We start from the raw sequence: 23,152 nt of genomic DNA, 5'->3' as shown, positions 1-23,152 counted from the left end.
ACAGCAGCGTTTTGCCTATAACAGTCATTTAGTGTTTGGACATAAGGCCATGAAGAACGCCCAGCCTTAGTCCCGGTTCGGAAGGACTCATGTGCGATATGCCGAATACCTTGAACGCCGCCAGCATGAGCACCAAGCCACCGGGCAAGATATTCAGCCGATGGGGTGGCAAGCCCGCCAATTTGAGTTGTTTAACATGCCCCACTTCCAGCAGACGCAACGATAAGCGCAACAGGCCGCCGTAGGTGATACCGCTTTGACCATTGTCATTCAAGCCATTGGCCTTGAGCACTTTGGCCAGCATCCGTGCAGTACCTGAAGAGCCAATAGTTTGCTGCCAACCCAGCGCGCGATAACGACGGGTAACTTTTTCAAACTGCAGAGTGGCCACGCGCTCGGCCTCCAGGAGCGCCTTCGTCGATATACAGCCGCCCTGAAAATAACGCGCGCCAAAAGTGCCGCTGCCAATGGCAATGCTCTCGGTCAAGAGAGGCTGAGTGCCCTGCCCCAGGATCAATTCAGTAGAGCCGCCGCCGATATCCACGACCAGGCGCATACTTTCTGTAGTGGGTATCGTATGGGCAACACCGGCGTACACCAGTTGCGCCTCTTCATGCCCAGAGATGACATCTATACGAAAACCCAGGTGCCGCTCCGCGCTGGCCAGAAACAGTTGGGCATTATCGGCTTCGCGGACGGCACTGGTCGCCACTGCCCGCACTCGACCAGCCTCAAAGCCGCGCAGTTTTTTGCCAAATCGCGCGAGCGCTTGCCATCCCCGATCCAGCGCCAACTCGTCCAGCGCCCCTCCCTGAAATCCTTCCGCCAAACGGACAGGCTCTCGCAAGGTTTTCACTTCCTGGATCATGAACCCCTGATTGCGCCTGACCGACTGGCCGATCATCATGCGAAACGCATTGGACCCCAAATCAATGGCCGCAAACAGGGAGGCGTCTCCTTTCATAGGGGGATTCCTGGCAAATGCATCAGCCCGCAGACGGCGTTCCGTCTGAGCGCTCAAGACGGTTTGCGAGGAGCTTGCCATTCGTTCGATGACACCGTGATGACACCCTCTAACCTTTTCGAAAGAACAGACACCGGGCAAACCTGCCTGGGTAACCGTGATTTGCCACTCAATAAACACGACAAGGAATGCCCGCTTATGAAATTTGGCTACATGATCATCTACGTCCCGGACGTTGTTGCCTCACTCCAGTTCTTTTCGTCAGCCTTCGGGCTTGGCGTTCGCTTCCTCCATGAATCCAACACCTACGGCGAACTCGAAACAGGGGAAACTGCGCTGGCATTCGCCGCCGATGAATTGGCAGCGATGAACTTCAGCACGGGGCATGTCTCGGCACACTCGTCCCCCAAACCACTTGGAATCGAAGTAGGCCTGGTGACCGAGGACGTTCCGGCAGCGCATGCCAGAGCGTTGAAGGCGGGAGCCAGCGAAATCTCTGCACCAAGCGCCAAGCCCTGGGGACAAATCATCTCCTACGTTCGATGCCCCGACGGAACGTTGGTAGAACTCTGCACACCGGTACAGCAATAATCGGGGATCGGTGAGTCGGCATCGCCTCTATAGGCGATGCTGGCGAGTCCCTTTTTGAACGTCCAAAACCGCGCAGCATAAAGCTGCCTTCATCACAGAACAGCATGACTTCAGCCAACAAACCCTACCCCTTCGCCTTGCGCTGAATCATCAAGAACGACCGTCCGTAACTCTGCCCCGGCAGCCTCGAACCCTTCGCTATTCTTAACCACATACCACCGCTGGCACGGCTGAACGCACGGCTTGCGGCATCATCGTCAGGAGTAAGGATCCGGGTAAGGAGCACGCCACCTCAACAGAGTATCGAATAATGAAAATGCTACTGATGGTCGAGTTTCCCCATGAGCCTTTCAACGCGCTTGTCAGGTCGGGGAAAGTCGGCGAAATCATGAACCGCGTGCTGGAAACCATTAAGCCGGAGGCGACTTATTTCACTGAGCAGGATGGAATGCGAAGTGGGATTTTTCTGATCGATGTAGAAGACCCTTCCGAGATTCCCGGCTATGCGGAACCCTTCTTTCTCAACTTCCAGGCCAACTGCAAATTCCGAGTGGTCATGAGTGCGCAGAACCTGCAAGACGCGGGTCTGGAGGAGCTCGGAAAAGCCTGGGGGTGAGGTGCGATCAGTGAATCGGGTGATGGCATTTGGATTTGCCTCACCCTCGGCTGATGTACTCCGAATACCTACAAAAAAAGCCCGGATCAATCGTCATGCCATTCAGTTAAGCCGTAATGCGATCTGTAGCAGCTGGCGAAGCCTGCGTTCGGCTGCGTAGCAGCCGTAAAACCAGAACTTGCGGGGCGTCAGACAGACCGCGTCAGCCGGATTAACGACTGCTTCGCAGCCGAACGCAGCCTTCGGCAGCTGCTACAAGGAGTGCGTCGCGGCTGAAATGGCTTAACTGACCGGCATTACGAGCTGAACCGGACTCTTTCACATCAAAGCCCACTCGCCGGGCAGGCGGAGTACTGCGCTTACTGAACAGTTTTCAGCTTGATCACATCACCGGAGATCTTGGTGGTGTAACCGGTCAGAGCCCAAGCCCAGAACCAGTTTTCCTGCACTTGGGTGTTGATCATCGCGTCGCCGCCACGGGCTTTGATCGCAGCGTTCTGAGCGCGGATGAAACGGTTGTTCTGCTGAATCGGGATGAGGCCGAACAGCAGGAGGCCAGTGGCGGTCGCTTCACTGTGGCCGACAACGGTGTACTGGTTGCTGTCGTACTGCTGAGTCTTCATCGGGGTGCCGGTGCAACCCGCCAGAACCAGACCGAACATGGCTACGACAACTACTTTGCTGAGGTAATTCACTGAGTCACTCCATTAGAAATACCCGGGATCCGTCTCTCGGGCAGCACATACTTTAACGGATGAAGTGGCTCATTGATATCACTTGTACAGACTTTATGCGGTATCCAAAAACGGGTTGATAAGACACCGATTACTGCGGCTGAAATGTCTGAAGGTAGGCCAAAAGGTTTTCGATCTTCTGCGGATCGCTCAGGCCCCAGAAAATCATCCGGGTTCCGGGGACTACTTCTTTTGGCGCTTCGATGTAGGCGGTCAGTGTTTCGCGAGTCCAGACAAGGCCTGATGATTTCATCGCGGATGAGTATTGGTAGTCCGTCGTGCTTCCCGCAGGGCGTCCGAAGATGGCATTGAGTTGCGGACCAAAAGAGCCCCGTGCCGAAGTCCCTACCTGATGACAGCCGCCGCAGATACGGTTAAACAGTTTCTGACCGGCTTCAGCATCCCCCGCCGCTTCGGCTTGCATGCTGAATAACCCGGTAGTGAGCATCAAGGCGAAGGTAAGTACGGCGGCATTTTTCATGTGGTGCTCCCAATCAGGTGTTGCTGACAGCAAAAACGGGCGGCTATTTCATCATGACTGGCTGCTACACCGAAGCCTTGAAGTTAATCTATAACCCTCTTCGTCCCTTTAACGTCGTTGCAGGAGAGCCAGAATGAAACCCGTCGAACCCTTTTATCGGGACGCCGGCAAGGGACCGGGCATTGTCTGCTTTCATGCCAATGCGAGTCACTCGGTGCAGTGGCGTGGACTGCAAGATCACCTGGCCGCAAAGTTTCGGGTTCTGGCGCTCGATTCGTTTGGCGCCGGCAAGAGCCCGGCGTGGCCCAGCGATCGAATCGTCACCCTCAGTGAAGAAGCGCGCTTCGCCGAACCGGTACTCGCCCGTGCCGGCGGACCGCTCATTCTGGTCGGTCATTCTTATGGCGGGGCGGTGGCATTGATCGCGGCGTTGCAGAACCCTGGCCGGGTGCGCGCCCTGGCTTTGTATGAGCCAACATTGTTTGCCCTGCTCGACGCCGAATCGCCCCCACCCAATGAGGCAGATGCCATTCGTGAAGTCGTCGCAAACGCCGGGCTGGCACTTGAGGCGGGTAACCTGGACGCAGCGGCCCGGCACTTCATTGACTACTGGATGGGTGCCGGGGCCTGGGAGCAAACCCCGGAACAACGCAAGCCTTCCATCGCCGCCGCGGTGGCCAATGTGCAGGGCTGGGCTCACGCGCTGTTGAACGAGCCGACGCCATTACAGGCGTTCCGCTCGCTCAACCTGCCGGTGCTTTTCATGGTCGGCAAGGATTCACCGGCATCCTCACGGGCAGTGGCGCGGCTGCTGACCGGCACACTGCCGAACGTTGAAGTGGTGGAACTCGAGGGGCTCGGTCATATGGGGCCCATTACGCATCCTGAGGTCGTCAATCAGGTCATCGTGCAATTTATTGAGCGCATTTGACCTGACTTCACACCGCTACAGTGCAGGACGTTGCAGTTTGACCCACTCCTGCACCGTAGGCCGCTGCCATTGACGCTGCGCGTATTCCACCAGCGCGGATGGCACGGCGTCACCGTTGAGTATCAGCCGGTTGAGCATCAACGCCAGATCCACATCGGCGATCGACCATTGCCCGAACAAGTACTCGCGACCGTCAACCAGCAGCGCTTGTGCGGCACCGATCAGCTTGCGCTTTGCCGACTCGGCAGCGGGCGACAAGGGCGCTGATTTGAGGCCATAAAACACCACCAGTGTGGAACGTTCCTGCCGGATGGGCAGCAGGTCACTACGCAGCCACGCCTGGATTTGTCGTGCCTTCGCGCGCTGCCTCAATTCTTGCGGGTAAACCGGCGTCTGAGGAAAAACGTCTTCCAGGTATTCAGTGATCGCCGACGATTCAGACAAGGCAAAATCGCCATGCACCAGCGTCGGTACGCGCTGGGTCAGCGAGAGGCTGGCATAGTCTTCGGACTGGTTTTCGAAGACGTCGAGGTCCAGCGGACTCAGTTCGAATTCGATGCCCTTTTCGCGAAGGGCCACGAAAACCGACATGGCATAGGGGCTGGTGAATTGAGCATCAACGTACAGGCGCAGGCGGGAATCATTCACGAGGACATCTCCATAGGGTGAGCAAACACGCTACGAGATCCGATGCCATAAAGAAAATGCATGATTTTTATGGGGGCATTCCTGAGCGGAATACCGGGTTGGCGGGCAATCGCTGAAATGACTGCCCCAGCGCATGAATGATCCAATTGCGCTTTTCGCATGAAAAAAGTCATTTGTGCACCTATCTCGCTCACAATCCTCGCCCTAAAGTGCATCGATCTACTCAACCCTCGGCATCCTTATGAATCTCTGGTTTCGACTGTTCCTGATGCTGTTTCGTCGCCCATGGCGCAAGCCGGTTGATGGGCTGGCCACTACTGTCATCCGCATGCGCGTCTGGCCGCTTGATCTTGACCTCAACCGACACGTCACCAATGGCCGCTATTTCACCTTGGCCGATATAGGGCGCATGGACTTCGTCCTGCGCAGCGGCGCCTATCGAGTGGCCCTGCGCCATAGGGCGGTGCCGATCGTCGGGGATACCTGGGGCAAGTTTCGGCGGGAGCTGAAGCTGTTCGAATCGTTTGAGATTCATACCCGAATGCTCGGCTGGGACGATAAGTGGAGCTTTATGGAACACCGCTTCGTGAGCAAAGGACGGGTGATCGGCGTCGTCATCATGCGAGGGCTGTTCCGCGCGGCCAAAGGCACGGTCCCACCTGCCGAGTTTGTCCGGGAACTGGGATTGGCTGAACGGTCACCCGAGATGTCGCCGTGGCTGACAACCTGGTCGCAAAGCTGCGACGATATGAGCCGCCAGCTCCGAGAGGAAGAAGGTCTGACGGCTCAACTGCGTCCTGTCCCTGAACCCTAGCAGGTGGCCAAATAATAACTAATATTCACCTCAATCCCCTGCGAAGGACTGCAACCATGAGCCGGCTCGAGCTACTGACCAAATGGAATCGCATGATCGTTCGGTTGCAGATTGAACACGAAATCAGTGCCCGGGATTTCGAGAAATTCAGCTGGAAACTGGGCATCCCCTGCGTGGTGCTGTCGGCGATCGTCAGCGCCAGCGTCTTTGGCTCGATCAGTGACTCCTCGCCCGTATGGCTCCAATACGTAGCCGGTGTCCTGTCACTCCTGACCCTGGTGTTGAGTTCGGTTCAGACCTTCCTGAACTTTGACACCCGGGCTGCCGGGCACAAAGACACCGCCGAGAAACTCGGGGCGATATCGCGTGAGATTCAGGACGAAATCGCCAGCGGCAAGGACGAAGCGATCCTGGGCCCAATCGTTTTTGACATCCGCAAGCGCATTGATTCGATTCTGCTTGATGCGCCGACCTTGCCCAAGTCGACGATAAGGAGACTGGGGGATGTTCGCGTCTACACAGAGCCACCGCCAGCGGGGCAAGACACCGTCCCGGCTTGATCAACGGCCAGACTTGGCCCGCAGCATCGTGAAAGGAGGCGTTTGAAATGCAACTCATCACGTTGAAAATCGACAAGCCGCAAGAGACCAACTTCATTTTGGGGCAGACGCACTTCATCAAGTCCGTCGAAGACATCCACGAAGCGTTGGTCAATGCCGTGCCAGGTATCCAGTTTGGCGTGGCCTTTTGTGAAGCCTCCGGCAAATGCCTGGTGCGATGGTCCGGCACCGATACCGCCATGATCGAACTGGCGCAGAAAAATGCGCAAGCCATCGGCGCGGGCCATAGTTTCATCATTTTCCTGGGCGACGGTTTCTATCCGCTAAACGTGTTGAACACCGTCAAAATGGTGCCAGAGGTGTGCCGTATTTTTTGTGCAACGGCCAATCCCACCGAAGTGATTCTCGCTGAGACGGAACAGGGACGCGGGATTCTGGGCGTGGTGGATGGCTTCTGTGCCAAAGACATTGAAGGTGATGAAGACATTCTGTGGCGCAAGAACTTGTTGCGGCAGATCGGCTACAAGTTGTGATTTGAGTCCTCAGTTAAGCCGTAATGCGATCCGTAGCAGCTGTCGAGCTCCAGCGAGGCTGCGTTCGGCTGCGAAGCAGTCGTTAATACGGCTGACGCGTTCTGCCTGACGTACCGCAATCTCGGGTTTTACGACTGCTTCGCAGCCGAACGCAGCCTCGCTGGAGCTCGACAGCTGCTACAGCGAACGCAGCCTTCGGCAGCTGCTACAAGGACTGCGCCGCGGCTGAAATTCATTACGCCTTGTGCAGCCTTGCACCTCACCTGCCAGAATTCTGCACCAGTTGCTCAACAAAAAACTCCACATGCCCTCTCGGATGAGTGGGCAACGGCCAGCTATCGACATTGTGAGCCAAGGCCTGGAAGGCTTGAGCGCATTTGGAACGGGGAAAGGCTTCAAACACCGCACGCCCCTTCTGCACGGCTTTGTGCGCACATTCATCGTTGGGTATCGCGCCGACGTATTGCAGCGAGACATCGAGGAACATGTCGGTAATCTTTTCCAGCTTGGCAAACAGATTGCGGCCTTCCGACGGACTGCCCGTCATGTTGACCAACACCCGAAAACGGTGCAGACCGTAGTTCAGGTTGAGCAGCTTGATCAGCCCGTAGGCGCCGCTGATCGAGGTGGGTTCATCGCACACGACCACCATCACTTCCTGCGCCGCGCGGATGAAGTTGACCACTGAGCCACCAATACCGGCGGCGGTATCGATCACCAGCACATCCAGCTTGTCGCCAATATCGCTAAAGGACTGGATCAGTGCACGGTATTGCGCAGGCTCCAGATGAATCATGCTCTGCAAGCCCGAAGAGGCCGGGGCAACACGAATGCCTCCAGGCCCAGGCAACAGTGCCTCGGACAGTTCGCAACGCCCTTCGATGACATCGGCCAGCGTGTAGCGCGGCGTCAGCCCCAACAGAATATCGATATTCGCCAGGCCCAGATCGGCGTCCAGCAATACGACACGCCGCCCCATTTTGGCCAGCGCCAACGAGAGGTTAACCGCCACCGTTGTCTTGCCCACGCCACCTTTACCGCCAGTTACAGCGATAACTTGCACGCAATGCACATCATCCATTTTGTCTTCCTTCCTTGCGCATCGTGTGCCAGTACGTCATGGCCACCGTCCAGATGCCGCAAGAATAGCTGAAAAGCGCGAAATAGCCGCGTTGTCTTCCGACGAGAGGCACTTCGCCACCTGCCATCGAACCTTTTCAACGAAAACGCCGCTAATTCGTTGATTCAGAGAATGACACTGCGCTCCTGAATGCTTGCTGGCAGATGTACCGATAGAGGCGGCTGAACTGGTGCCATACTCTCAGGCGCCCTGCTCACCCCATAGATGACGAAACTACCAAGACGTCTAAATCCAGACGTCATTGATTGCGGTTCTTTCTCCCTCCTGATCGCCGGTATTCAGCACGCCACGCGGCTCGATCAGTAACATCTTCACCTCTCGCCCGGCGTAAGGCTTGTGTTCGACGCCCTTGGGGACAACGTACATTTCTCCCTGCCGAACCACGACGGCCCCCTCTCGAAGATCAATGCGAAGCTCGCCTTCAAGGACGATGAAGGTTTCATCGGTGTCGGCATGGGAATGCCAGACAAAATCGCCTTCGATTTTCACCACCTTGAACTGGTAGTCGTTCATTTCGGCAATAACTTTGGGCGCCCATTGCTCGCTGAACAAAGCAAATTTCTCGGCAAAGTTAATCGCGGTGCAGGTTGTCACGCCGGGTTGGGAATGCATTTGAGTCGCCCTCACTAGACACGTTATCGAGGTCTGACTTTAGGAGAGGATCAGCACTGCGTATTGCATGATTGTGCAAGTCGAGCGCCCTTAAACAAGGCCCAGCCTTTTCATCCATCGACCGGGTGAGACACCATACGTCTGGACGAACTGACGCGTCATGTGGCTTTGATCGAAAAAGCCTGCGCAGACGGCCGCCTCTGCCATCGAGTAGCCGCCGAACATCAGTGCTCTTGCCAGATCGAGACGTCGTTGAGTCATGTATCGATAGGGGCTAGTACCGTACAGCGCACGAAAATCACGGCTCAGGCTCCAGCGGTCTCGACCACTGGCCTGCGCTAACTCCTCCAGGGTAATGACTCGATCCAGCGACTCATGAATCAGCGCACGCGCGCGTTCGGCCGCTGCGAAATCAAACGACTTGCGCCGCCCGCGTTGCCCCGAGTTCACATCCAACGCCTGCGCGAGATCGTAAATGGCATCGTCTTCTTCCAGGGGCTCGATGCAAGCATCGAGGTTTTGCAGTAGCACCTGGGTCGCAGCATAAAGCCGTGGGTCGTTGGATATACCACCCTCGATGAAGGGCAAGGGCTTGCCGCCTAATACTTGCTGAATCAAAGCAGGTTCGATGTAGATCATCCGATAATGAAAACCCGCTTCGGTGCCGGCTTCACCGTCATGCACCTCGTCCGGATGCAAAACGATGGTTTTCCCGGGCAGGCTGTGACGTTTGGTGTTGCGGTACTGGAAGCTTTGTACACCCGACAGCGTTCGTCCGATGGCATACGTATCGTGGCGATGCGGCGTAAACCCATGGCCGCCAAAAAAGGCTTCGATACGCTCCATCTTCAACGGCTGAGCCGAGCGCTTTACCCAATCCTTGTCACCCCTGGCTTTCGTCATGTCCCTGTACCACCTGAATGATGTCAGTACGGTACCAGTCCGCGTGTCCGATGTCCTCCGACGGGCTGACCCGTGCAAGCCTGAATCAGCCCCCACGGCGGCGGTGCTAAATTTGTCTCTTCCCCTCGTGAACCAGTCTTCAGACCCGCAGTCTTAGCCGTGCCGTAAAAGAAGCTCACCCAACGAAGCGCTCCTACGGTCATTGCTCGTTCCTGTCCCCTTATCGTCGTCATCTCATCAGAGCTGTCCGTTCATGCGCCCAACCGTCCGCCGCTGTCGCTTTATCTCGCTGTGCCTGATGCCTTTGCTCCCGCTACTCGCCAGCCCCGCCCATGCCAGTGGGGAGCGGCAACTGGTGGAGGTCATCAACGACTACCGCGCCGATCCCGATCGCTGCGCAGGGCGTACGGTCAAGCCGTTGAGGCCGTTGTCGCTGAAATCGAACCTGGCCTTGCCGGTCGGTTATGGCGGCGGTTTGCGCAGTGCCTTGAAGGCCAACGGCTATCAAGCGGTGACGGTGCGCACCCTTCGCGTGGTCGGCGCGCAAGATGCCGATGAGGCGTTTGACATGCTTGAGAGCGACTATTGCGGGGCGCTGCTCGATACTCAATTCGCCGATATCGGCGTCACTCGCGCCCGCAGCGAATGGCAGATAGTGCTGGCGCAACCGGTGTTAGACGGACGTGCCGGTGATTCGCGAGCGGCGGGCAAGGCGTTGCTGGCACAGGTCAACGCGGCACGGGCCAAGCCGCGCATGTGCGGGCGTCAACGCTTTGCCGCCGCACGACCGTTGGCCTGGAATGCCGCCCTCGGGGCCGCCGCGCAAGGCCACAGCAAGGCAATGGCCTACGGCAATTACTTCGCCCACCGGGATCCTGACGGTGATATGCCATTGGATCGGGCCAAAGCCGCCGGCTATCGAGGCCGGCAGATCGGCGAAAACATCGCCGCCGGGCAAAGCTCACCGAACAAAGCGATGGCCAGCTGGCTGGCCAGCCCCGGGCACTGCGCCAACCTGATGAACCCGATGTTTACCCAGGTCGGCGCAGCCTATGCCGCCGATTCGCGCAGCGATAAAGGTGTTTATTGGACGATGTTGTTTGGTGCGCCTTGAATCAGGCGCGTTCCATAACCCCTGAAATACCAGTCGGTTGATCGCAAAACTCGTAGGAGCCAGGCTTGCCGGCGAAGGCGTCCTTCAGATCGCCTTCGCCGGCAAGCCTGGCTCCTACAAAAAGCGCTCGCGAAGGCGGCGGCACAGTCGGCATTGATGTCGTCTGACACATCGCTTTCGCGAGCAAGCCCGCTCCCACAGGTTCCGACGGTGTTCTTCAGACTCGGGGCATTATTCAAATACTCGACGGCGCTGCCACGCTTTGCCGCCCTTTGAAGGCCAGCGAAAAACAGAAAAATATCGCCAGCGCGAACCCTGCCGGGAACAGCCAGATGTTTTTCCAGTCATGGCTGTCAGCCGACGCATAGTGATCGGTGACCGCCCCGGCCACCCAAAAGCCAATCAGCATGCCCACGCCGTACGTCGCGAGCGTGATCAGCCCTTGCGCGGAGCTTCTGAAACGCTCCGACGCTTTGGCATCGGTGTAGATCTGCCCCGAAACAAAGAAGAAGTCGTAGCAGATGCCGTGCAAGGCGATGCCGGTGAACAACATGAAAGCGAGGTCCCCGTTGTTGCCGTAGGCGAACAACAGGTAGCGCAACGCCCACGCCAGCATTCCCACCAACAGCGCGATCTTGATGCCGAAACGCTGGATGAACAGCGGCAGGAGCAACATGAACAGCACTTCCGAGACTTGCCCGATCGCCATCTTGGCGGTTGGATTGGTCACGCCGATTTCCGCCAGAAACGGGTTGGCATTCTGGTAATAAAACGCCAATGGAATACAGATCAGAATAGAGGCGATGAAGAACACCAGGTAACTGCGGTCCTTCAACAAACCCAAGGCGTCCAGCCCCAGCATTTGCTTTAAGCCGACACTGCCCGGCTCAGGTTTGAGCGGCGCGGTACGCGGCAGGCTGAAGCTGTAGATTCCGAGCACGAATGAGGCAATGGCCGACATCAGAAACGTGTTGCGCAAGCCACCGGATGAGATCGCTTGTTGCGAATCCCAGGCAAACACAAAGCTGATCACCACGCCCGCCACAATCCAGCCGATGGTGCCCCACACTCTGATCCGCGAGAACTCCAGGGCCGGGTCGCGCATCTGCCGGAACGCCACCGAATTCACCAACGCCAGCGTCGGCATGTAGATCATCATGTAGGCCAGCACGAACGGGTAAAACCCACTGAAGTCAGGCGCTCGATAGAGTTGCAACAGCAGCACCGCGCCGATCAGATGCAACACCGCAAGAATGCGCTCGGCATTGAAGTAGCGGTCGGCAATCAAACCGATCACAAACGGCGCGATGATCGCCCCCCAGGACTGCGTCGAGAACGCCATGCCGATCTGCCCGCCACTGGCCCCCAGGTTACTGGAGAGGAAGGTGCCGAGGGTCACGAACCATCCGCCCCAGATAAAGAACTGCAGGAACATCATTACGCTTAATCGCGCACTCATCATGGTCATATCAATCACCGTCTTATTGTTTTTTTTGGAGAAAGGGGCAAACAGGTTTTCAGGCGTCGGGCAAACCCAATAGCCGTCGATTGAAACGCTCGTCGGACGCCACGCTGGCGAAATCGTCAAACGCCTTTCGGGTTTTGCTGATCATGTGCTGCCGGATGAACGCCGCGCCTTCTGCGGCGCCCTGCTGCGAATCCTTCAGGCAACACTCCCATTCCAGAACCGCCCAGCCGGCAAAGTCGTACTGCGTTAACTTGCTGAAAATCGATTTGAAATCGATCTGCCCATCGCCCAAGGAACGGAAGCGGCCAGGCCGCTCGACCCAACCTTGATAACCGCCGTAGACACCCGAACGGGCATCGGGCCGGAACTCGGCGTCCTTGACGTGGAACATGCGGATGCGCTCGTGGTAGCGATCGATGAAGCCCAGATAGTCCATTTGCTGAAGCAGCAGGTGGCTCGGGTCGTAGAGGATCGCGGCGCGCGGATGGTGATCGACGGCCTCAAGGAAACGCTCGAACGAGGCGCCGTCGTGCAGGTCTTCGCCGGGATGGATCTCGTAGCAGAGGTCGACACCGGCCTCTTCGAAACAATCGAGGATCGGCAACCAGCGCCTGGCCAGTTCGGCAAACCCCTGTTCGACCAGACCGCTCGGGCGTTGCGGCCATGGGTAGACGTAAGGCCAGAGCAACGCACCGGAAAACGTCGCGTGCGCCTTCAACCCCAAGCGCTGGCTGGCGCGCGCGGCGAGCTTCAACTGATCGATGGCCCACTCGGTGCGTGCCTGAGGCTGGCCGCGCACATGCGCGGGGGCGAAGTCATCGAACAACGTATCGAACGCCGGATGCACCGCCACCAGTTGGCCCTGCAGATGCGTCGACAACTCGCTGATTTCGACACCTGCCTGGGCGCAGACGGCTTTTAACTCATCACAGTAATCCTGGCTTTCGGCGGCGCGCGCCAGGTCGATGTATTGCGTGCCCAGGGTCGGCAATTGAATGGCTTTGTAACCCTGCGCTGCGGCCCAGCGGGCAATGTTGGCGAGCGTGTCGAAGGGCGCTTCGGCGGACATGAACTGCGCGAGGAAAATACCCGGGCCGCGCAGGCCTGCCGGTGTTGGGGAAGTGTGGTTCACGGGAGGGTTCTCCGGATTCATGGGTTGCAGACCAGTTGGGTCCACTTCGCGTCGCCGCGATGATTGGCGACCACCGCCTCGATGAACGCCATGCCACGCAACCCGACGTCGATGCCTGGCACGCCGGGGGCATCGTTGCCTTCGATGTTGCTGCGGATCGCGGTGGCGAAATCACCATAGAGATTGGCCATGGCCTCGAGATAACCTTCAGGATGCCCGGCAGGCAAACGCATGCGCTGGCTGGCGGCGTCGCATAACCAGGGCTGACCGACACCGGAACGAAGGATGCTCAACGGTTGATCGAGGGAACGATGGATCAGGCTCGCGGGCTCTTCCTGTCGCCACTCCAGCCCGCCCTTGTCGCCATAGACGCGGATTTTCAACGGGTTCTCTTCGCCGGCGCAGACCTGGCTGGCGATCAACACCCCGCTGGCCCCGGCGGCCATCTTGAACAGCATCGCCGCGTCATCGTCCAGTTGCCGCCCGGCAACGTGCGCACCCAAGGTTGCGCACACCTGTTCAATGGGTTGGTCCGCGACGAATTCGGCCAGTGAAAAGGCATGGGTGCCGATGTCGCCAATGCAGCCGCCCAACCCGGACTGCTCGGGCTGATCGCGCCAACTCGCCTGCTTGTTGCCCTGCCCGGCCACATCCCGACTCAGCCAGCCCTGCGGGTACTCGACGATGACCTTGCGCACAGCGCCGATCACGCCGCTACGCACCATCTTGCGCGCCTGCCAGACCATCGGATAACCCAGATACGTGTGGGCCAGTCCATAGAGGCGGTCGCTGCTCTGCACCACCGCCTTGAGCGCCAGCAACTCGGACAGATTCAGTGCCGCGGGCTTTTCGCTGAACACATGAAAACCTACGCTCAATGCCTGACTGGCGATCGGCGCGTGCAAGTGATTGGGCGTGACGATGACCAACAGCTCCATGCGCTGGTCGGCAGGCAGTGCGCGCTCGATATCGAGCATCTTCTGCCAGTCGCTGTAGCAGCGTGAGGCGGACAATCCCAACGCGGCGCCGGTGTCCTGATTGTTGCGGGCGTCTCGGCTGAATGCACCGCACACCAGTTCAAAACGACCATCGAGGCCGGCGGCCTGGCGGTGGGCTTTGCCGATGAAGGCACCCTCGCCGCCCCCGACAAACCCCATTCTTATTTTTGCCGTTGCAACATTCATCGCGAATTTTCTCTTGTTCGGGCGGATTAACGCTTCAGGTTTAACTATGATGTAACCGGTTACATCATGCCGGAAATTTAGGCTCAGTTACTTCAGGTGTCAAACCCGGGATTAAAAATGAAGCTCATTTCAGCGCACGGCCGGACTGCGGTAAGCTCGCCGGTCACGCTTACATCTGCCGGTTCGATAACGAGGTTGTCTTGTCCAATATCCGTGAAGTAGCCCGGCTGGCCGGCGTCTCGGTGGCCACCGTGTCCAGAACGCTGAAGTCGCCCGAGCGCGTACTCCCGGAAACCCGGGACAAGGTCAATGCAGCCGTGGAACAGGCCGGCTACCGGCCGAACCTCATGGCCGTGCAGTTTCGTTCGCGCAAAACCGGCAATCTGGTGATTCTGGTCCCGGCCATCGCCAACACGTTTTTCGCACGGGTGATCAGCGGTGCCCAACAGGCGGCGCAGGCGGCCGGTTATCGACTGCTGTTGTGCGACACCCAGGGCCGCGAGGAAATCGAGCGAGAATTTGCCGCGCTGGCGTACGCCCACCAGGCCGATGGCGTGATTCAGTTGCGCGCCTACGACCCTTTTGAATCGCCCTTCCCCAACGGCGAATCACCGCCCTTGGTCAATGCCTGCGAGGTGATTCAAGGCGGGCGGCATCCGACCATCAGCCTCGACAACCGGGCAGCGGCCAAGGCCATGACGGAGCATCTGATCGATCGGGGCCATCGCCGGATCGGCCTGATCAAAGGCCCGAAAAGCAGCCCGCTCACACGCGACCGAGTGGCCGGTTATCAAGATGCATTGCACCAGGCCGGTATCGCCTCGGACGCGCAATTGATCTGCCACGGGGACTTCACGTTGAAGGCCGGTTTTGATGGCGCGGGAATGCTGCTGGAACTGCCCGACCGTCCAACCGCGTTCTTTTGCGAAAACGATGAAATGGCGATCGGTGCGTTGAAGCGCATCAAACAACAGGGTTTGCGGGTACCCGAAGATATTTCTCTGGTCGGTTTCGATGACATTCCGTTCGCGGCCTACTGTGATCCCGCGTTGACGACCATCGCGCAACCCGCCGAAATCTTTGGCCAAAAAGCCGTTGAAATGCTGATCGCCCTCATCGAAAAAAAGCCCATCCCGGACCGCCATGTGGTGCTGCCGTTCACATTAACCGTGCGTAACAGTACGACCGCCCGAAAGGGATGAGGGAGAAATCATGGACATCAAAACCGACCTGCAACGCATCGCACTCCAGGAAGAAACCCTGAAGTTTGAGCGCTTCGACAAAGCGACGGCCTGGGACTTGGGCACCCGTTTGAAAACCGCCTGCGAGGAGCAAGGCGTGTCCGCCACGATTGAGGTCAGGCTGGCGCGGGACACGGTGTTTTTCTACTCGATGCCCGGAACCTCTGCCAGCAATGCCGACTGGGCACGACGCAAGCGAAATGTCGTGGAACTGATGGAACTCAGCTCATACCGCGTAGGCCGGTCCTTTGCGCTTCAGGGCGACTCACTCGAAGGTTTGATGGGGTTACCCCTGCGTGATTACGCCGATCATGGCGGCAGCTTCCCGATATCGGTCAAAGGCGTCGGGTGCATTGGCGCCGTCACCGTTTCAGGGCTGCCCCAGCGTGAGGATCATGCCCTGGTGGTTCAGGTTTTGGCGCAGATGTGTGGGGCCGACCCGAGCGAACTCGCGCTTGAGGATGAGCCAGTCAGTTAAGCCGCAATGCGATCTGTAGCAGCTGGCGAAGCCTGCGTTCGGCTGCGTAGCAGTCGTAAAATCAGAGACCGCGGTGTGTCAGGCAGACCACATCAGCCAGATTCACGACTGCTGCGCAGCCGAACGCAGCCTTCGGCAGCTGCTACAAAGAGTGCGTTGCGGCTGAAAGAGGCTCACCAGGCAAGGCTCACCTGATCAGCCATAGTGTGCTCTCCCAACAGATCGATTATTTCGGTTGCGCCACCGTGCGCAAATAAGGTTTCAGCGTTTTGAAGCCATCCGGATATTTCTTCCTGGCGTCCTCATCGGAGACCGAAGTGGGAATGATCACGTCCTCGCCCGGACGCCAGTTCACCGGGGTGGCGACGGTGTGCTTGGCGTTCAATTGCAGAGAATCGAGCAGACGCAGCACTTCATCGAAGTTGCGCCCGGCACTCATTGGGTAAATCAGCATCGCCTTGACCTTTTTATCCGGGCCGATGATGAACACTGAACGCACCGTAGCGTTGTCCACGGCAGTCCGTGCACCACCACTGGCATTCGGATGAATCATGTCGTAGAGCTTCGCCACCACCAGATTCTCGTCCCCGATCATCGGATAGTTGACCGCATGCCCCTGGGTCTCTTCGATGTCTTTGGCCCAAGTCTGGTGATTACTGACAGGGTCGACGCTGAGCCCGACGATCTTGGTATTGCGCTTATCGAACTCCGGCTTTAGCCCTGCCATGTAGCCAAGCTCAGTGGTGCACACCGGGGTGAAGTCCTTGGGGTGCGAAAACAGGATCGCCCACTTGTCACCGATCCACTCGTGGAAATGCAGCGGGCCTTCGGTGCTTTCGGCAGTAAAGTCCGGTGCTTCGTCGCCAATACGGATTGCCATGATCGTTCTCCTTACTGTTGAGTCGTAGGGAAGCCGCTGGCTGCTGCTCCAACGGCATTCAGGATCTGTGTTGAACCTGTCAACGCGGATCAGTATAGGAGACGCTTTGAACACACGGGCTCAGAAGGTCTTGCTGGCACTGGCTACCACGGTGGCCGTGCACAGATCGCCATAGCCGTACCAGCTCGCACATTCGCTTTTCGACAGGTCGGTATCGATGTAACTGAGGCCCCAGGTCACGCCGACGAAATCACGGGTCAGTTTGGCTTCCCACTCGGTGTAGGCATCGCGACTTTCACCGTTGGCGGACCAGAAAGCCGGGTCTTTGACATCGTTGCGCCCCACGCGCAGGTCCAGGCCGAGCTCGGCCGGCAATTCGATTTTGTAGCTGAGGTAGGTGTAGAGGGTGTCCTGGTCCTCGCCAAAGAAGTTCGGCGTATTGTTTGAGTAGTTGGCGCCGAGCTTCACGCCATAAACGTCAAGGATGGCGTAGACCTCACTCATGTTGAATTGGCCTTCCTTTGGATAGTCGTACTTGAGGTACCCCAGATCCAGACTGATTGCCTCGGTCGCCTGCCAGTAGTAGCCCGCGTAGTACTCGAGTTCCTGCCGGGTTTTGTAGGGGCCGCCGAAATCGACATTCGAGGTCCAGGCGCCAACGTACAAGCCGCTGCTGTGCACCAGCGTGGCGCCGGCCTGAACCGCCGGATCACCCAGGGTTTGCGAAATGCCTCGGGTGCGGTAGTCACTGACAACGCCCAGGGTCATGTCCAGGCTGAAGTCATCGTTAAGTGTCAGTGCCTGGCTGGTCAGGGGAGCCAATACAAGGCCGGCAAGGGTCAATGCTGAGCGTACGTTCATACAAGTCTCTTATTTTTATGGATCAGCGGGTGATGTCGGGCATGGCGTTGCCCAGCCCCTCGCAATGCGAGGAGCGGGAGCATTTTTTCGGTACTGCAGGCGGGTAGTCGTCAGGACGCGGGCGCGTAAACCTGCTTGCCAGCGAAGAAAGTCTTCAGGACCTTGGTGTCGAACAGTTCGTCGTCGCTGACCTTGAACACATCACGGTCGAGGATGATCAGATCGGCTTGTTTTCCGGGCGCCAGCGAACCAATCTGTTGCTCCAGCCGCAGGGCTTTGGCGGCATTGAGGGTGTAGGCGTAGAACATGGTCTGGCGATCAATGCTTTCTTTGGCATTCAATACACCCAGCGGCCCTTTGCGAGTGCTGGCCTGGGCGATGGCATTCCACGGGTTGGGGCTGGACACCGGCCAGTCACTGCCACCGGCGATGACCGCACCGGCGTTATGCAGGGACCCGGCGGGATACTGATAACCGTAAGCGAACGCGCTGATATACGGTTTGACCAACTCCACCGTGTAAGACTCGCCGGTGGCCCACAGCAGCTGCATGGAAGCGATCACGCCAAGCTGCTTGAATCGCGGAAACTCCTTTGGATTGACCAGTTGCAGGTGAGTAATGCTGTGGGCCATCGGTGTCGGGTTGAGCTTGCGCGCGTATTCAATGCCATTGAGTGACTCACGTACGGCACGGTCGCCGACCGCATGCGTGTGCACAATCCAGTCACGCTTCTCCGCCGCGACCACCAATTCACCGAAGTGTGCCGGGTCGATCAGCAACTGACCGTTTTTTTGACTGTTGGTGAACGGAACAATCACCGCTGCCGTCTGCCCTGGAAACTCCAGGACGCCGTCAGCGAAGACCTTGATACCAGGGAAGCTCAGGTTGGGCACGCCCTCGAATTTCTTCATCACCTTGGCCAGCACTTCCAGATCGGCCGGCCGGCTTTTTGGGTTGGCCAGCAGCAGCGCCGCAACGTGGGCATTGAGCTCGCCCTTCTGCGCCAGTTCGCGGTAAAGCGGCAGAACACCGTAACTCTGCTCGGTGGCCTGGAAATCGAACAGCGAATCACCACTTCCGGCATTCGCTGCCGCGTCCATCCAGGCGGTAACGCCATATTGATTATTGACCTTCACCGCCTCGCGGGCAGCCTTGAGCATGACCTCGTTGCCGGGCGCGGGGATCTGACTGCGTACCTTGTCCCAGCGCGACTCGGCGAACAAGCCATTGGGAGTGAAGTCCGCTGCGTGCCCCACGAAGCTGCGGTCCTGTTCCGACAGACCTTTTACCAATGCCGCGTCGATCTTCAGGCGCTTGAGCATCGCGTTATTGGCCCAGCCGGTATGTCCGTCAATCCCGCTGAGGACCACCGGTTGGTCCGCCCAGCGTCCCTGATTGAAGCGCTGACCGAGCTCGCGGCTTTTCTCCCAATAGGCCGAACTCACCCCGGCAATGCTGATCACGTCACCGGCCCGTGCTCGCCCCGCTTCATCCTGCTCGATCACCCATTGCTCAAGTTCTGGCAACGGCTTTACTTCATCCAGCAGGTTGGCCCCCTGGCTGTTGAAGGCCGCAACGACCGGGTGACTATGGGTATCAATCATTCCAGGCATCAGCACTTTGCCCGCCAGATCGATTCGTTGCGTCTGGGCATCGGCCAGGGCGTTGATCTCGGCATTGCTGCCCACTTTTAGAATCTTGCCGTCTTGCACTGCCACGGCCTGAACCAGTGCTTGACCGGGTTCGGCGGTAAAGACCTTACCGTTGAACAGCACAAGATCAGCAGCGGCCATGGCCTGCGCCGAGGAAAGGGCCAGGGCTGCGGTCAACAGGTTGGGAATGAATAGTCGCATCGGAACACTCTCTTGTTTTTATCGGGCGATTCGGGATGTGGACGCTTGTGACAATGCCTTCGGATCAAGTCCAACGAACGGCGCATTGGCCCCGCTCAGGAAGTGGCCCGAACAGACGGCCGCAAGCCTCTGACAGGCAGGCCTACCCTATAGGGCGCAAGCGTCGGATGGACCTCTACAAATGAGGAGGGGTGAGGCAATTAAATGACCGGCGTCCGATCTGGATAGCGGCGGAACCTGTGGGAACGGGATTACTTGCGAAGACAGTGGCGCATTCAACATAGACCGAAGAGGCTTGTTTAAAAGACCTGAAAGTTACTTCCTGCAAGCTACAAAACCTTGCGCCGTTGCCTACGGCTGCACCAGAATCCGCTGGCTTGTGCGGCTGTGGGTCGGGCTATATCGTTTCCCTATCACTGAAAAACAGTGATCGGGTTTGGTAGCCCGCCCTGTAACAGCCGTATGGCAACACCTTATGCCGTCTCTTTTTTGGGGCTCGGCTTTATATGGTGGTCATGCGTGGGGCTCCTTTGTGAGCGCCGGGTTTCCTGTTGCAGCCGGTCTACCAACCCGCGTATGGCCGCCACTCTTCGTTTGGTAGCGAGGGTGATGGCTCCTTAAAATCTGCAACAAGGAGTTTTCATCTATGTTCAAAGTCACACCCAATCCGCCGGACACTGATCCGATCTCCCCGTACGAACCCGATTCAAAGAAGCTCAACGAGGCCGCCGAGCGGGCTCTGAACTTCCACTTCCCGTCGAATGCCGACATCAAAGCCACTGCGCGCACACCCAGCACTATGTTCTCCGTGGACCCACAGGCCACAGCCGAAACCCTCGCGGTTTTTTTGGTCGAGACACTGGCCTCGGTCGATGTGATGGTCCATCAGTTGGTGGATCATCTGGAGGGTGAGTCGCGCTACGCCCTGCTGGGCATTTCAAACAGCATCATGGTGGCGGAGATCACGGCGAACCGGGTGCTGGATAAAATCAATACACCTTAGAAATATGAACTCCACTCCCCTTGTAGGAGCGAGGCTTGCCCGCGAAGAACGATAACGCGGTGTGCCAGACCTGACGCCTTCGCGGGCAAGCCTCGCTCCTACAAAGGGCGCGTGTTGCAGGCAAACGTTGTTGAATTAGGTCCTTCCTGCCATTTGGCACTATAGTTTATGCCAGATGACAAAGCGGCGGAGACTGCCATGAGCGCCAAGAAAAAAGATGTTGTTGTCGACGAGGCTGTCAAAGATGCCAGCCCAAAAAGAAAGGTTAAACCACGCGAATCCAATGTTGCCGTAACCGTCTTGAGTAATGGCGTGGCAATGCCGGGTTCGAGTCGTGTGCCCCCAATGGTTGCGGTCTTGCTTTCTGGAAAAAACAGCGATGATCGTATGGAGATTTACAGGGCCGTTAAAAACGGTTTCCCGCTGCAGTCGGTGCTCGACATGATCGAAAACAGCGAGGTGTATAAGCAACGCGGCGTGCTGTCGAAAATCGTTGGCGCGTCGGATCGCACGCTTGCGCGGCGGTTGAAAACGCCCAATGAAGCGTTGACCGCGGAGCAAAGCACGCGAGCGCTCAACTATGCGGAGGTCTTGGAAAAGGCAACAGACGTGCTGGGGTCGCGTGAGCTTGCCGAACAGTGGATGGTCAAACCTGCGCGGGGCCTGGATGGTGAGGTACCCATCGATTTGATTTCAAATTCGGTCGGGTATGAATTGGTGACTGACTTTCTGACGCGCATTGAGTACGGGGTCTATTGATGGCTAAAGACCCTTTGAGCAGTGAGATTCACTTCTGGCGCCTGGATCCTGCTGAGCATGCCCCCACCTGGAATTCGGGTATTGGGGCTGAAAAGGTGGGTGGCCGCTGGAACCCTAAAGGTATGGCCACGGTTTACGCAGCCCTGGATGCCTCTACGGCCATCCTTGAAGTTGCGGTGCATAAAGATTTCGATGCGCTGGATTGCAAGCCCCATCGTCTTACGCAGGCCCGTGTGCTGAACTCTTCCAGGATTTATGTCGTGCAGCCCGACAGCATTGCAAACTCTAATTGGCTGGTACCGGGTACCCCGAGTCGCAGCCAGCAACAGTTCGGTGCGGACCTGTTAAATGTGTACCCTTTTGTGTTGGTCCCTTCTAGTGTCTCGCCGCATAGCTGGAATTTGTTGATGAACCCGCAATTGGCTAATGGGTTGTACGAGTTGGTGTTACAAGAGCCTTTTGCCCTTGATGGGCGGCTTAATAAGCCTTTGCCATAAAGGTGTCTTCGCTGACGCCTTCGCGGGCAAGCCTCGCTCCTACAGGGCGCGCGTTGTAGGCGAATTTAATCGCGGCGCGGCGTATCCGCAAGCGAGGTCGCGGAACGCAGGACTGAACCCAGTTCCACCTTGCTCTTCACGCCCAGTTGCAGGTAGCAGTTGCGCAGATAGGTGCGCACTGTCGCAGGGCTCAATTCAAGGATTTTGGCAATTTCCTTGTAGGAATGGCCGGCGGCGAACAGCATCGCTGCCGTTCGCTCCCGTGGCGCCAGCATCGCCCCGCGCGACTGGGCTTCGAGCGACAGGATGACGTGCTCGGCGTTGGGGCTCAGTGTCAGGGCGCAGCGGCCCAGACGCATGACGCAGGGTGCCTTTGGCAGTTGCGCGATCACCTGCGCGGGAAGCATTGAACCGTTCCAGCCGGGTAGCTCACGTTCAATGGCTGCACACAGCGTTGCTCCCACGTACAGCAAGCTGCCGTCCATGCGCGCGACACCAAAGTCAGACGCGCCGTTGCCCGTGTCGAAGCGGATCATGTCCTGCACCTGGAATCGCCACAGCTGCAACAGATGGTCGCAGAAGGCCGAAAACAGATCGGCCTCGCTGTCGTTGAAAGCCCAGGCATCAATGCCTCGATAGAGGCAGACGAAGAACATCAAGCCGCTTTCGGGTAACTCGAAGGTGATGCACATCAGGTAGTAGAGGTCGTGGCGCCGAGCGAAGGCGTTCACTTCTTCATTGGGGTCGGTGAAGCCGCTGTCGCGCACAACCTCACCGGGTCGGCTCATGGTGTCATCGGAGAATTTGTCGTTGCGCGCACAGGTGTGCCACTCGGCGGTAAACGACTCGGGCAGATTGATTCGCCCGTGCATCCAGTTTCTGGTCGAAACATCGACGCCCGGCGCAGACATCTCGCCCCACCAGGCTGAAGCGAAGGGCACTAGTTGGCTGAACGCCTGCAGGCCGTCGGTGATGAAGCAGGAGGCACCGCGATCTCGGGCAAGACGCCCCAGGTGCAAGATGCAAAGGTTGAACGCTTGCAGCGTTGCCATCGACGCCTTGGCGCCGACCTCATCACCCTCCTTCATCGTTCTGATCCTGCTCGCTACATGGCGTATTATTTTTTTGACCATGCCATAGGCGCAGTGATTGCG

Annotated in this window: 26 protein-coding genes; 12 read left to right on the top strand and 14 right to left on the bottom strand. The window is 57.9% G+C overall.

The window, feature by feature from the left end; translation table 11 throughout:
* Positions 1-28: 28 nt before the first annotated feature.
* Positions 29-964: a Ppx/GppA family phosphatase gene (locus tag IB250_RS01440; protein ID WP_192342668.1), complete on the bottom strand. Its 936-nt coding sequence runs from the start codon at positions 962-964 to the stop codon at positions 29-31.
* A gap of 198 nt (positions 965-1,162) precedes the next feature.
* Here IB250_RS01440 and IB250_RS01435 point away from each other — a divergent pair, with 198 nt between their 5' ends.
* Together IB250_RS01435 and IB250_RS01430 are read left to right on the top strand one after the other, a co-directional pair.
* Positions 1,163-1,555 carry a VOC family protein gene (locus IB250_RS01435; protein ID WP_192342667.1) on the top strand — a complete coding sequence of 131 codons (393 nt, stop codon included), beginning with the start codon at positions 1,163-1,165 and terminating at the stop codon, positions 1,553-1,555.
* Positions 1,556-1,865: 310 nt separating this feature from the next.
* Positions 1,866-2,171 carry a panthothenate synthetase gene (locus IB250_RS01430; protein WP_123493870.1) on the top strand — a complete coding sequence of 102 codons (306 nt, stop codon included), beginning with the start codon at positions 1,866-1,868 and terminating at the stop codon, positions 2,169-2,171.
* A 359-nt stretch (positions 2,172-2,530) separates the two neighbouring features.
* Here IB250_RS01430 and IB250_RS01425 read toward each other — a convergent pair whose 3' ends face one another.
* Together IB250_RS01425 and IB250_RS01420 are read right to left on the bottom strand one after the other, a co-directional pair.
* Entirely contained in the window at positions 2,531-2,866 is a 336-nt protein-coding gene (locus IB250_RS01425) for a hypothetical protein (protein ID WP_192342666.1), read from the bottom strand.
* 130 nt (positions 2,867-2,996) lie between these two features.
* Complete coding sequence (locus IB250_RS01420; RefSeq protein WP_192342665.1) at positions 2,997-3,386, bottom strand: c-type cytochrome; 390 nt, start codon at positions 3,384-3,386, stop codon at positions 2,997-2,999.
* A 133-nt stretch (positions 3,387-3,519) separates the two neighbouring features.
* Between IB250_RS01420 and IB250_RS01415 the strand changes: the two genes are divergently transcribed.
* Positions 3,520-4,317, top strand: a complete 798-nt coding sequence (locus IB250_RS01415; RefSeq protein WP_192342664.1) for an alpha/beta fold hydrolase — start codon at positions 3,520-3,522, stop codon at positions 4,315-4,317.
* Positions 4,318-4,332: 15 nt separating this feature from the next.
* On the opposite strand, the gene yfcF is transcribed toward IB250_RS01415, so the two are convergent.
* Positions 4,333-4,965: a glutathione transferase gene (gene yfcF, locus IB250_RS01410; protein ID WP_192342663.1), complete on the bottom strand. Its 633-nt coding sequence runs from the start codon at positions 4,963-4,965 to the stop codon at positions 4,333-4,335.
* A gap of 241 nt (positions 4,966-5,206) precedes the next feature.
* On the opposite strand from yfcF, the gene IB250_RS01405 reads away from it, so the two are divergent.
* Genes IB250_RS01405 through IB250_RS01395 form a run of 3 tightly spaced genes read left to right on the top strand, consistent with a single transcriptional unit; the run spans position 5,207 to position 6,872 of the window.
* The gene (locus IB250_RS01405; protein ID WP_192342662.1) at positions 5,207-5,779 is read left to right on the top strand and encodes a thioesterase family protein; all 573 of its coding nucleotides are present in this window, start codon (positions 5,207-5,209) and stop codon (positions 5,777-5,779) included.
* Between the two features lie 56 nt (positions 5,780-5,835).
* A complete protein-coding gene (locus IB250_RS01400; protein WP_192342661.1) occupies positions 5,836-6,339 on the top strand; it encodes an SLATT domain-containing protein in 504 nt (167 codons plus the stop codon).
* Positions 6,340-6,386: 47 nt separating this feature from the next.
* The gene (locus IB250_RS01395; RefSeq protein ID WP_192342660.1) at positions 6,387-6,872 is read left to right on the top strand and encodes an adenosine-specific kinase; all 486 of its coding nucleotides are present in this window, start codon (positions 6,387-6,389) and stop codon (positions 6,870-6,872) included.
* Positions 6,873-7,131: 259 nt separating this feature from the next.
* Here the strand turns inward: IB250_RS01395 and IB250_RS01390 are convergent, their stop codons facing one another.
* The 3 genes from IB250_RS01390 to IB250_RS01380 all read right to left on the bottom strand — a co-directional run bounded on the left by IB250_RS01390 (position 7,132) and on the right by IB250_RS01380 (position 9,528).
* Positions 7,132-7,953: a MinD/ParA family protein gene (locus IB250_RS01390; RefSeq protein WP_123493855.1), complete on the bottom strand. Its 822-nt coding sequence runs from the start codon at positions 7,951-7,953 to the stop codon at positions 7,132-7,134.
* A gap of 285 nt (positions 7,954-8,238) precedes the next feature.
* Positions 8,239-8,625: a cupin domain-containing protein gene (locus tag IB250_RS01385; RefSeq protein ID WP_123493853.1), complete on the bottom strand. Its 387-nt coding sequence runs from the start codon at positions 8,623-8,625 to the stop codon at positions 8,239-8,241.
* Between the two features lie 90 nt (positions 8,626-8,715).
* Positions 8,716-9,528 (bottom strand): AraC family transcriptional regulator, encoded by an 813-nt coding sequence (locus IB250_RS01380; protein ID WP_192342659.1) that lies wholly within the window; start codon positions 9,526-9,528, stop codon positions 8,716-8,718.
* A 253-nt stretch (positions 9,529-9,781) separates the two neighbouring features.
* On the opposite strand from IB250_RS01380, the gene IB250_RS01375 reads away from it, so the two are divergent.
* A complete protein-coding gene (locus IB250_RS01375) occupies positions 9,782-10,642 on the top strand; it encodes a CAP domain-containing protein (RefSeq protein WP_192342658.1) in 861 nt (286 codons plus the stop codon).
* Positions 10,643-10,877: 235 nt separating this feature from the next.
* Here IB250_RS01375 and IB250_RS01370 read toward each other — a convergent pair whose 3' ends face one another.
* From IB250_RS01370 to IB250_RS01360, 3 genes are read right to left on the bottom strand one after another with little or no spacing between them, the layout of a single operon-like run.
* Positions 10,878-12,110, bottom strand: a complete 1,233-nt coding sequence (locus IB250_RS01370) for a nucleoside permease (protein WP_192342657.1) — start codon at positions 12,108-12,110, stop codon at positions 10,878-10,880.
* Positions 12,111-12,159: 49 nt separating this feature from the next.
* Positions 12,160-13,263 carry a sugar phosphate isomerase/epimerase family protein gene (locus IB250_RS01365; protein WP_192342656.1) on the bottom strand — a complete coding sequence of 368 codons (1,104 nt, stop codon included), beginning with the start codon at positions 13,261-13,263 and terminating at the stop codon, positions 12,160-12,162.
* On the bottom strand, positions 13,260-14,426 hold the full coding sequence (locus IB250_RS01360) for a Gfo/Idh/MocA family protein (RefSeq protein WP_412548327.1): 1,167 nt from the start codon (positions 14,424-14,426) through the stop codon (positions 13,260-13,262). The genes IB250_RS01365 and IB250_RS01360 overlap by 4 nt, the downstream gene beginning before the upstream one ends.
* 200 nt (positions 14,427-14,626) lie before the next feature.
* On the opposite strand from IB250_RS01360, the gene IB250_RS01355 reads away from it, so the two are divergent.
* Both IB250_RS01355 and IB250_RS01350 read left to right on the top strand, forming a co-directional pair.
* Entirely contained in the window at positions 14,627-15,628 is a 1,002-nt protein-coding gene (locus IB250_RS01355) for a LacI family DNA-binding transcriptional regulator (RefSeq protein WP_192342655.1), read from the top strand.
* A 10-nt stretch (positions 15,629-15,638) separates the two neighbouring features.
* Positions 15,639-16,145, top strand: a complete 507-nt coding sequence (locus tag IB250_RS01350; protein WP_192342654.1) for a heme-degrading domain-containing protein — start codon at positions 15,639-15,641, stop codon at positions 16,143-16,145.
* 226 nt (positions 16,146-16,371) lie between these two features.
* Here the strand turns inward: IB250_RS01350 and IB250_RS01345 are convergent, their stop codons facing one another.
* The 3 genes from IB250_RS01345 to IB250_RS01335 form a co-directional block, all read right to left on the bottom strand.
* Positions 16,372-17,025 (bottom strand): peroxiredoxin, encoded by a 654-nt coding sequence (locus tag IB250_RS01345; RefSeq protein ID WP_192342653.1) that lies wholly within the window; start codon positions 17,023-17,025, stop codon positions 16,372-16,374.
* Between the two features lie 120 nt (positions 17,026-17,145).
* Complete coding sequence (locus tag IB250_RS01340; RefSeq protein WP_192342652.1) at positions 17,146-17,886, bottom strand: TorF family putative porin; 741 nt, start codon at positions 17,884-17,886, stop codon at positions 17,146-17,148.
* Between the two features lie 110 nt (positions 17,887-17,996).
* On the bottom strand, positions 17,997-19,739 hold the full coding sequence (locus IB250_RS01335; RefSeq protein ID WP_192342651.1) for an amidohydrolase: 1,743 nt from the start codon (positions 19,737-19,739) through the stop codon (positions 17,997-17,999).
* A gap of 646 nt (positions 19,740-20,385) precedes the next feature.
* On the opposite strand from IB250_RS01335, the gene IB250_RS01330 reads away from it, so the two are divergent.
* The 3 genes from IB250_RS01330 (at position 20,386) to IB250_RS01320 (ending at position 21,998) form a co-directional block, all read left to right on the top strand.
* Entirely contained in the window at positions 20,386-20,742 is a 357-nt protein-coding gene (locus IB250_RS01330) for a DUF6124 family protein (protein ID WP_192342650.1), read from the top strand.
* 198 nt (positions 20,743-20,940) lie between these two features.
* Complete coding sequence (locus tag IB250_RS01325) at positions 20,941-21,501, top strand: antitoxin Xre/MbcA/ParS toxin-binding domain-containing protein (protein ID WP_192342649.1); 561 nt, start codon at positions 20,941-20,943, stop codon at positions 21,499-21,501.
* Entirely contained in the window at positions 21,501-21,998 is a 498-nt protein-coding gene (locus tag IB250_RS01320; protein ID WP_192342648.1) for an RES family NAD+ phosphorylase, read from the top strand. Before IB250_RS01325 ends, IB250_RS01320 begins: the two co-directional genes overlap by 1 nt.
* Positions 21,999-22,063: 65 nt before the next feature.
* On the opposite strand, the gene IB250_RS01315 is transcribed toward IB250_RS01320, so the two are convergent.
* Positions 22,064-23,086, bottom strand: coding sequence for a helix-turn-helix transcriptional regulator (locus IB250_RS01315; protein ID WP_192343189.1), 1,023 nt, complete (start codon positions 23,084-23,086; stop codon positions 22,064-22,066).
* Positions 23,087-23,152 lie beyond the last annotated feature (66 nt).

This window comes from Pseudomonas sp. PDM09 (assembly GCF_014852305.1).
GTDB lineage: Bacteria > Pseudomonadota > Gammaproteobacteria > Pseudomonadales > Pseudomonadaceae > Aquipseudomonas.
The sequence above is the reverse complement of the archived record's forward strand: the minus strand, read 5'-3'. Positions and strand labels throughout refer to the sequence as shown.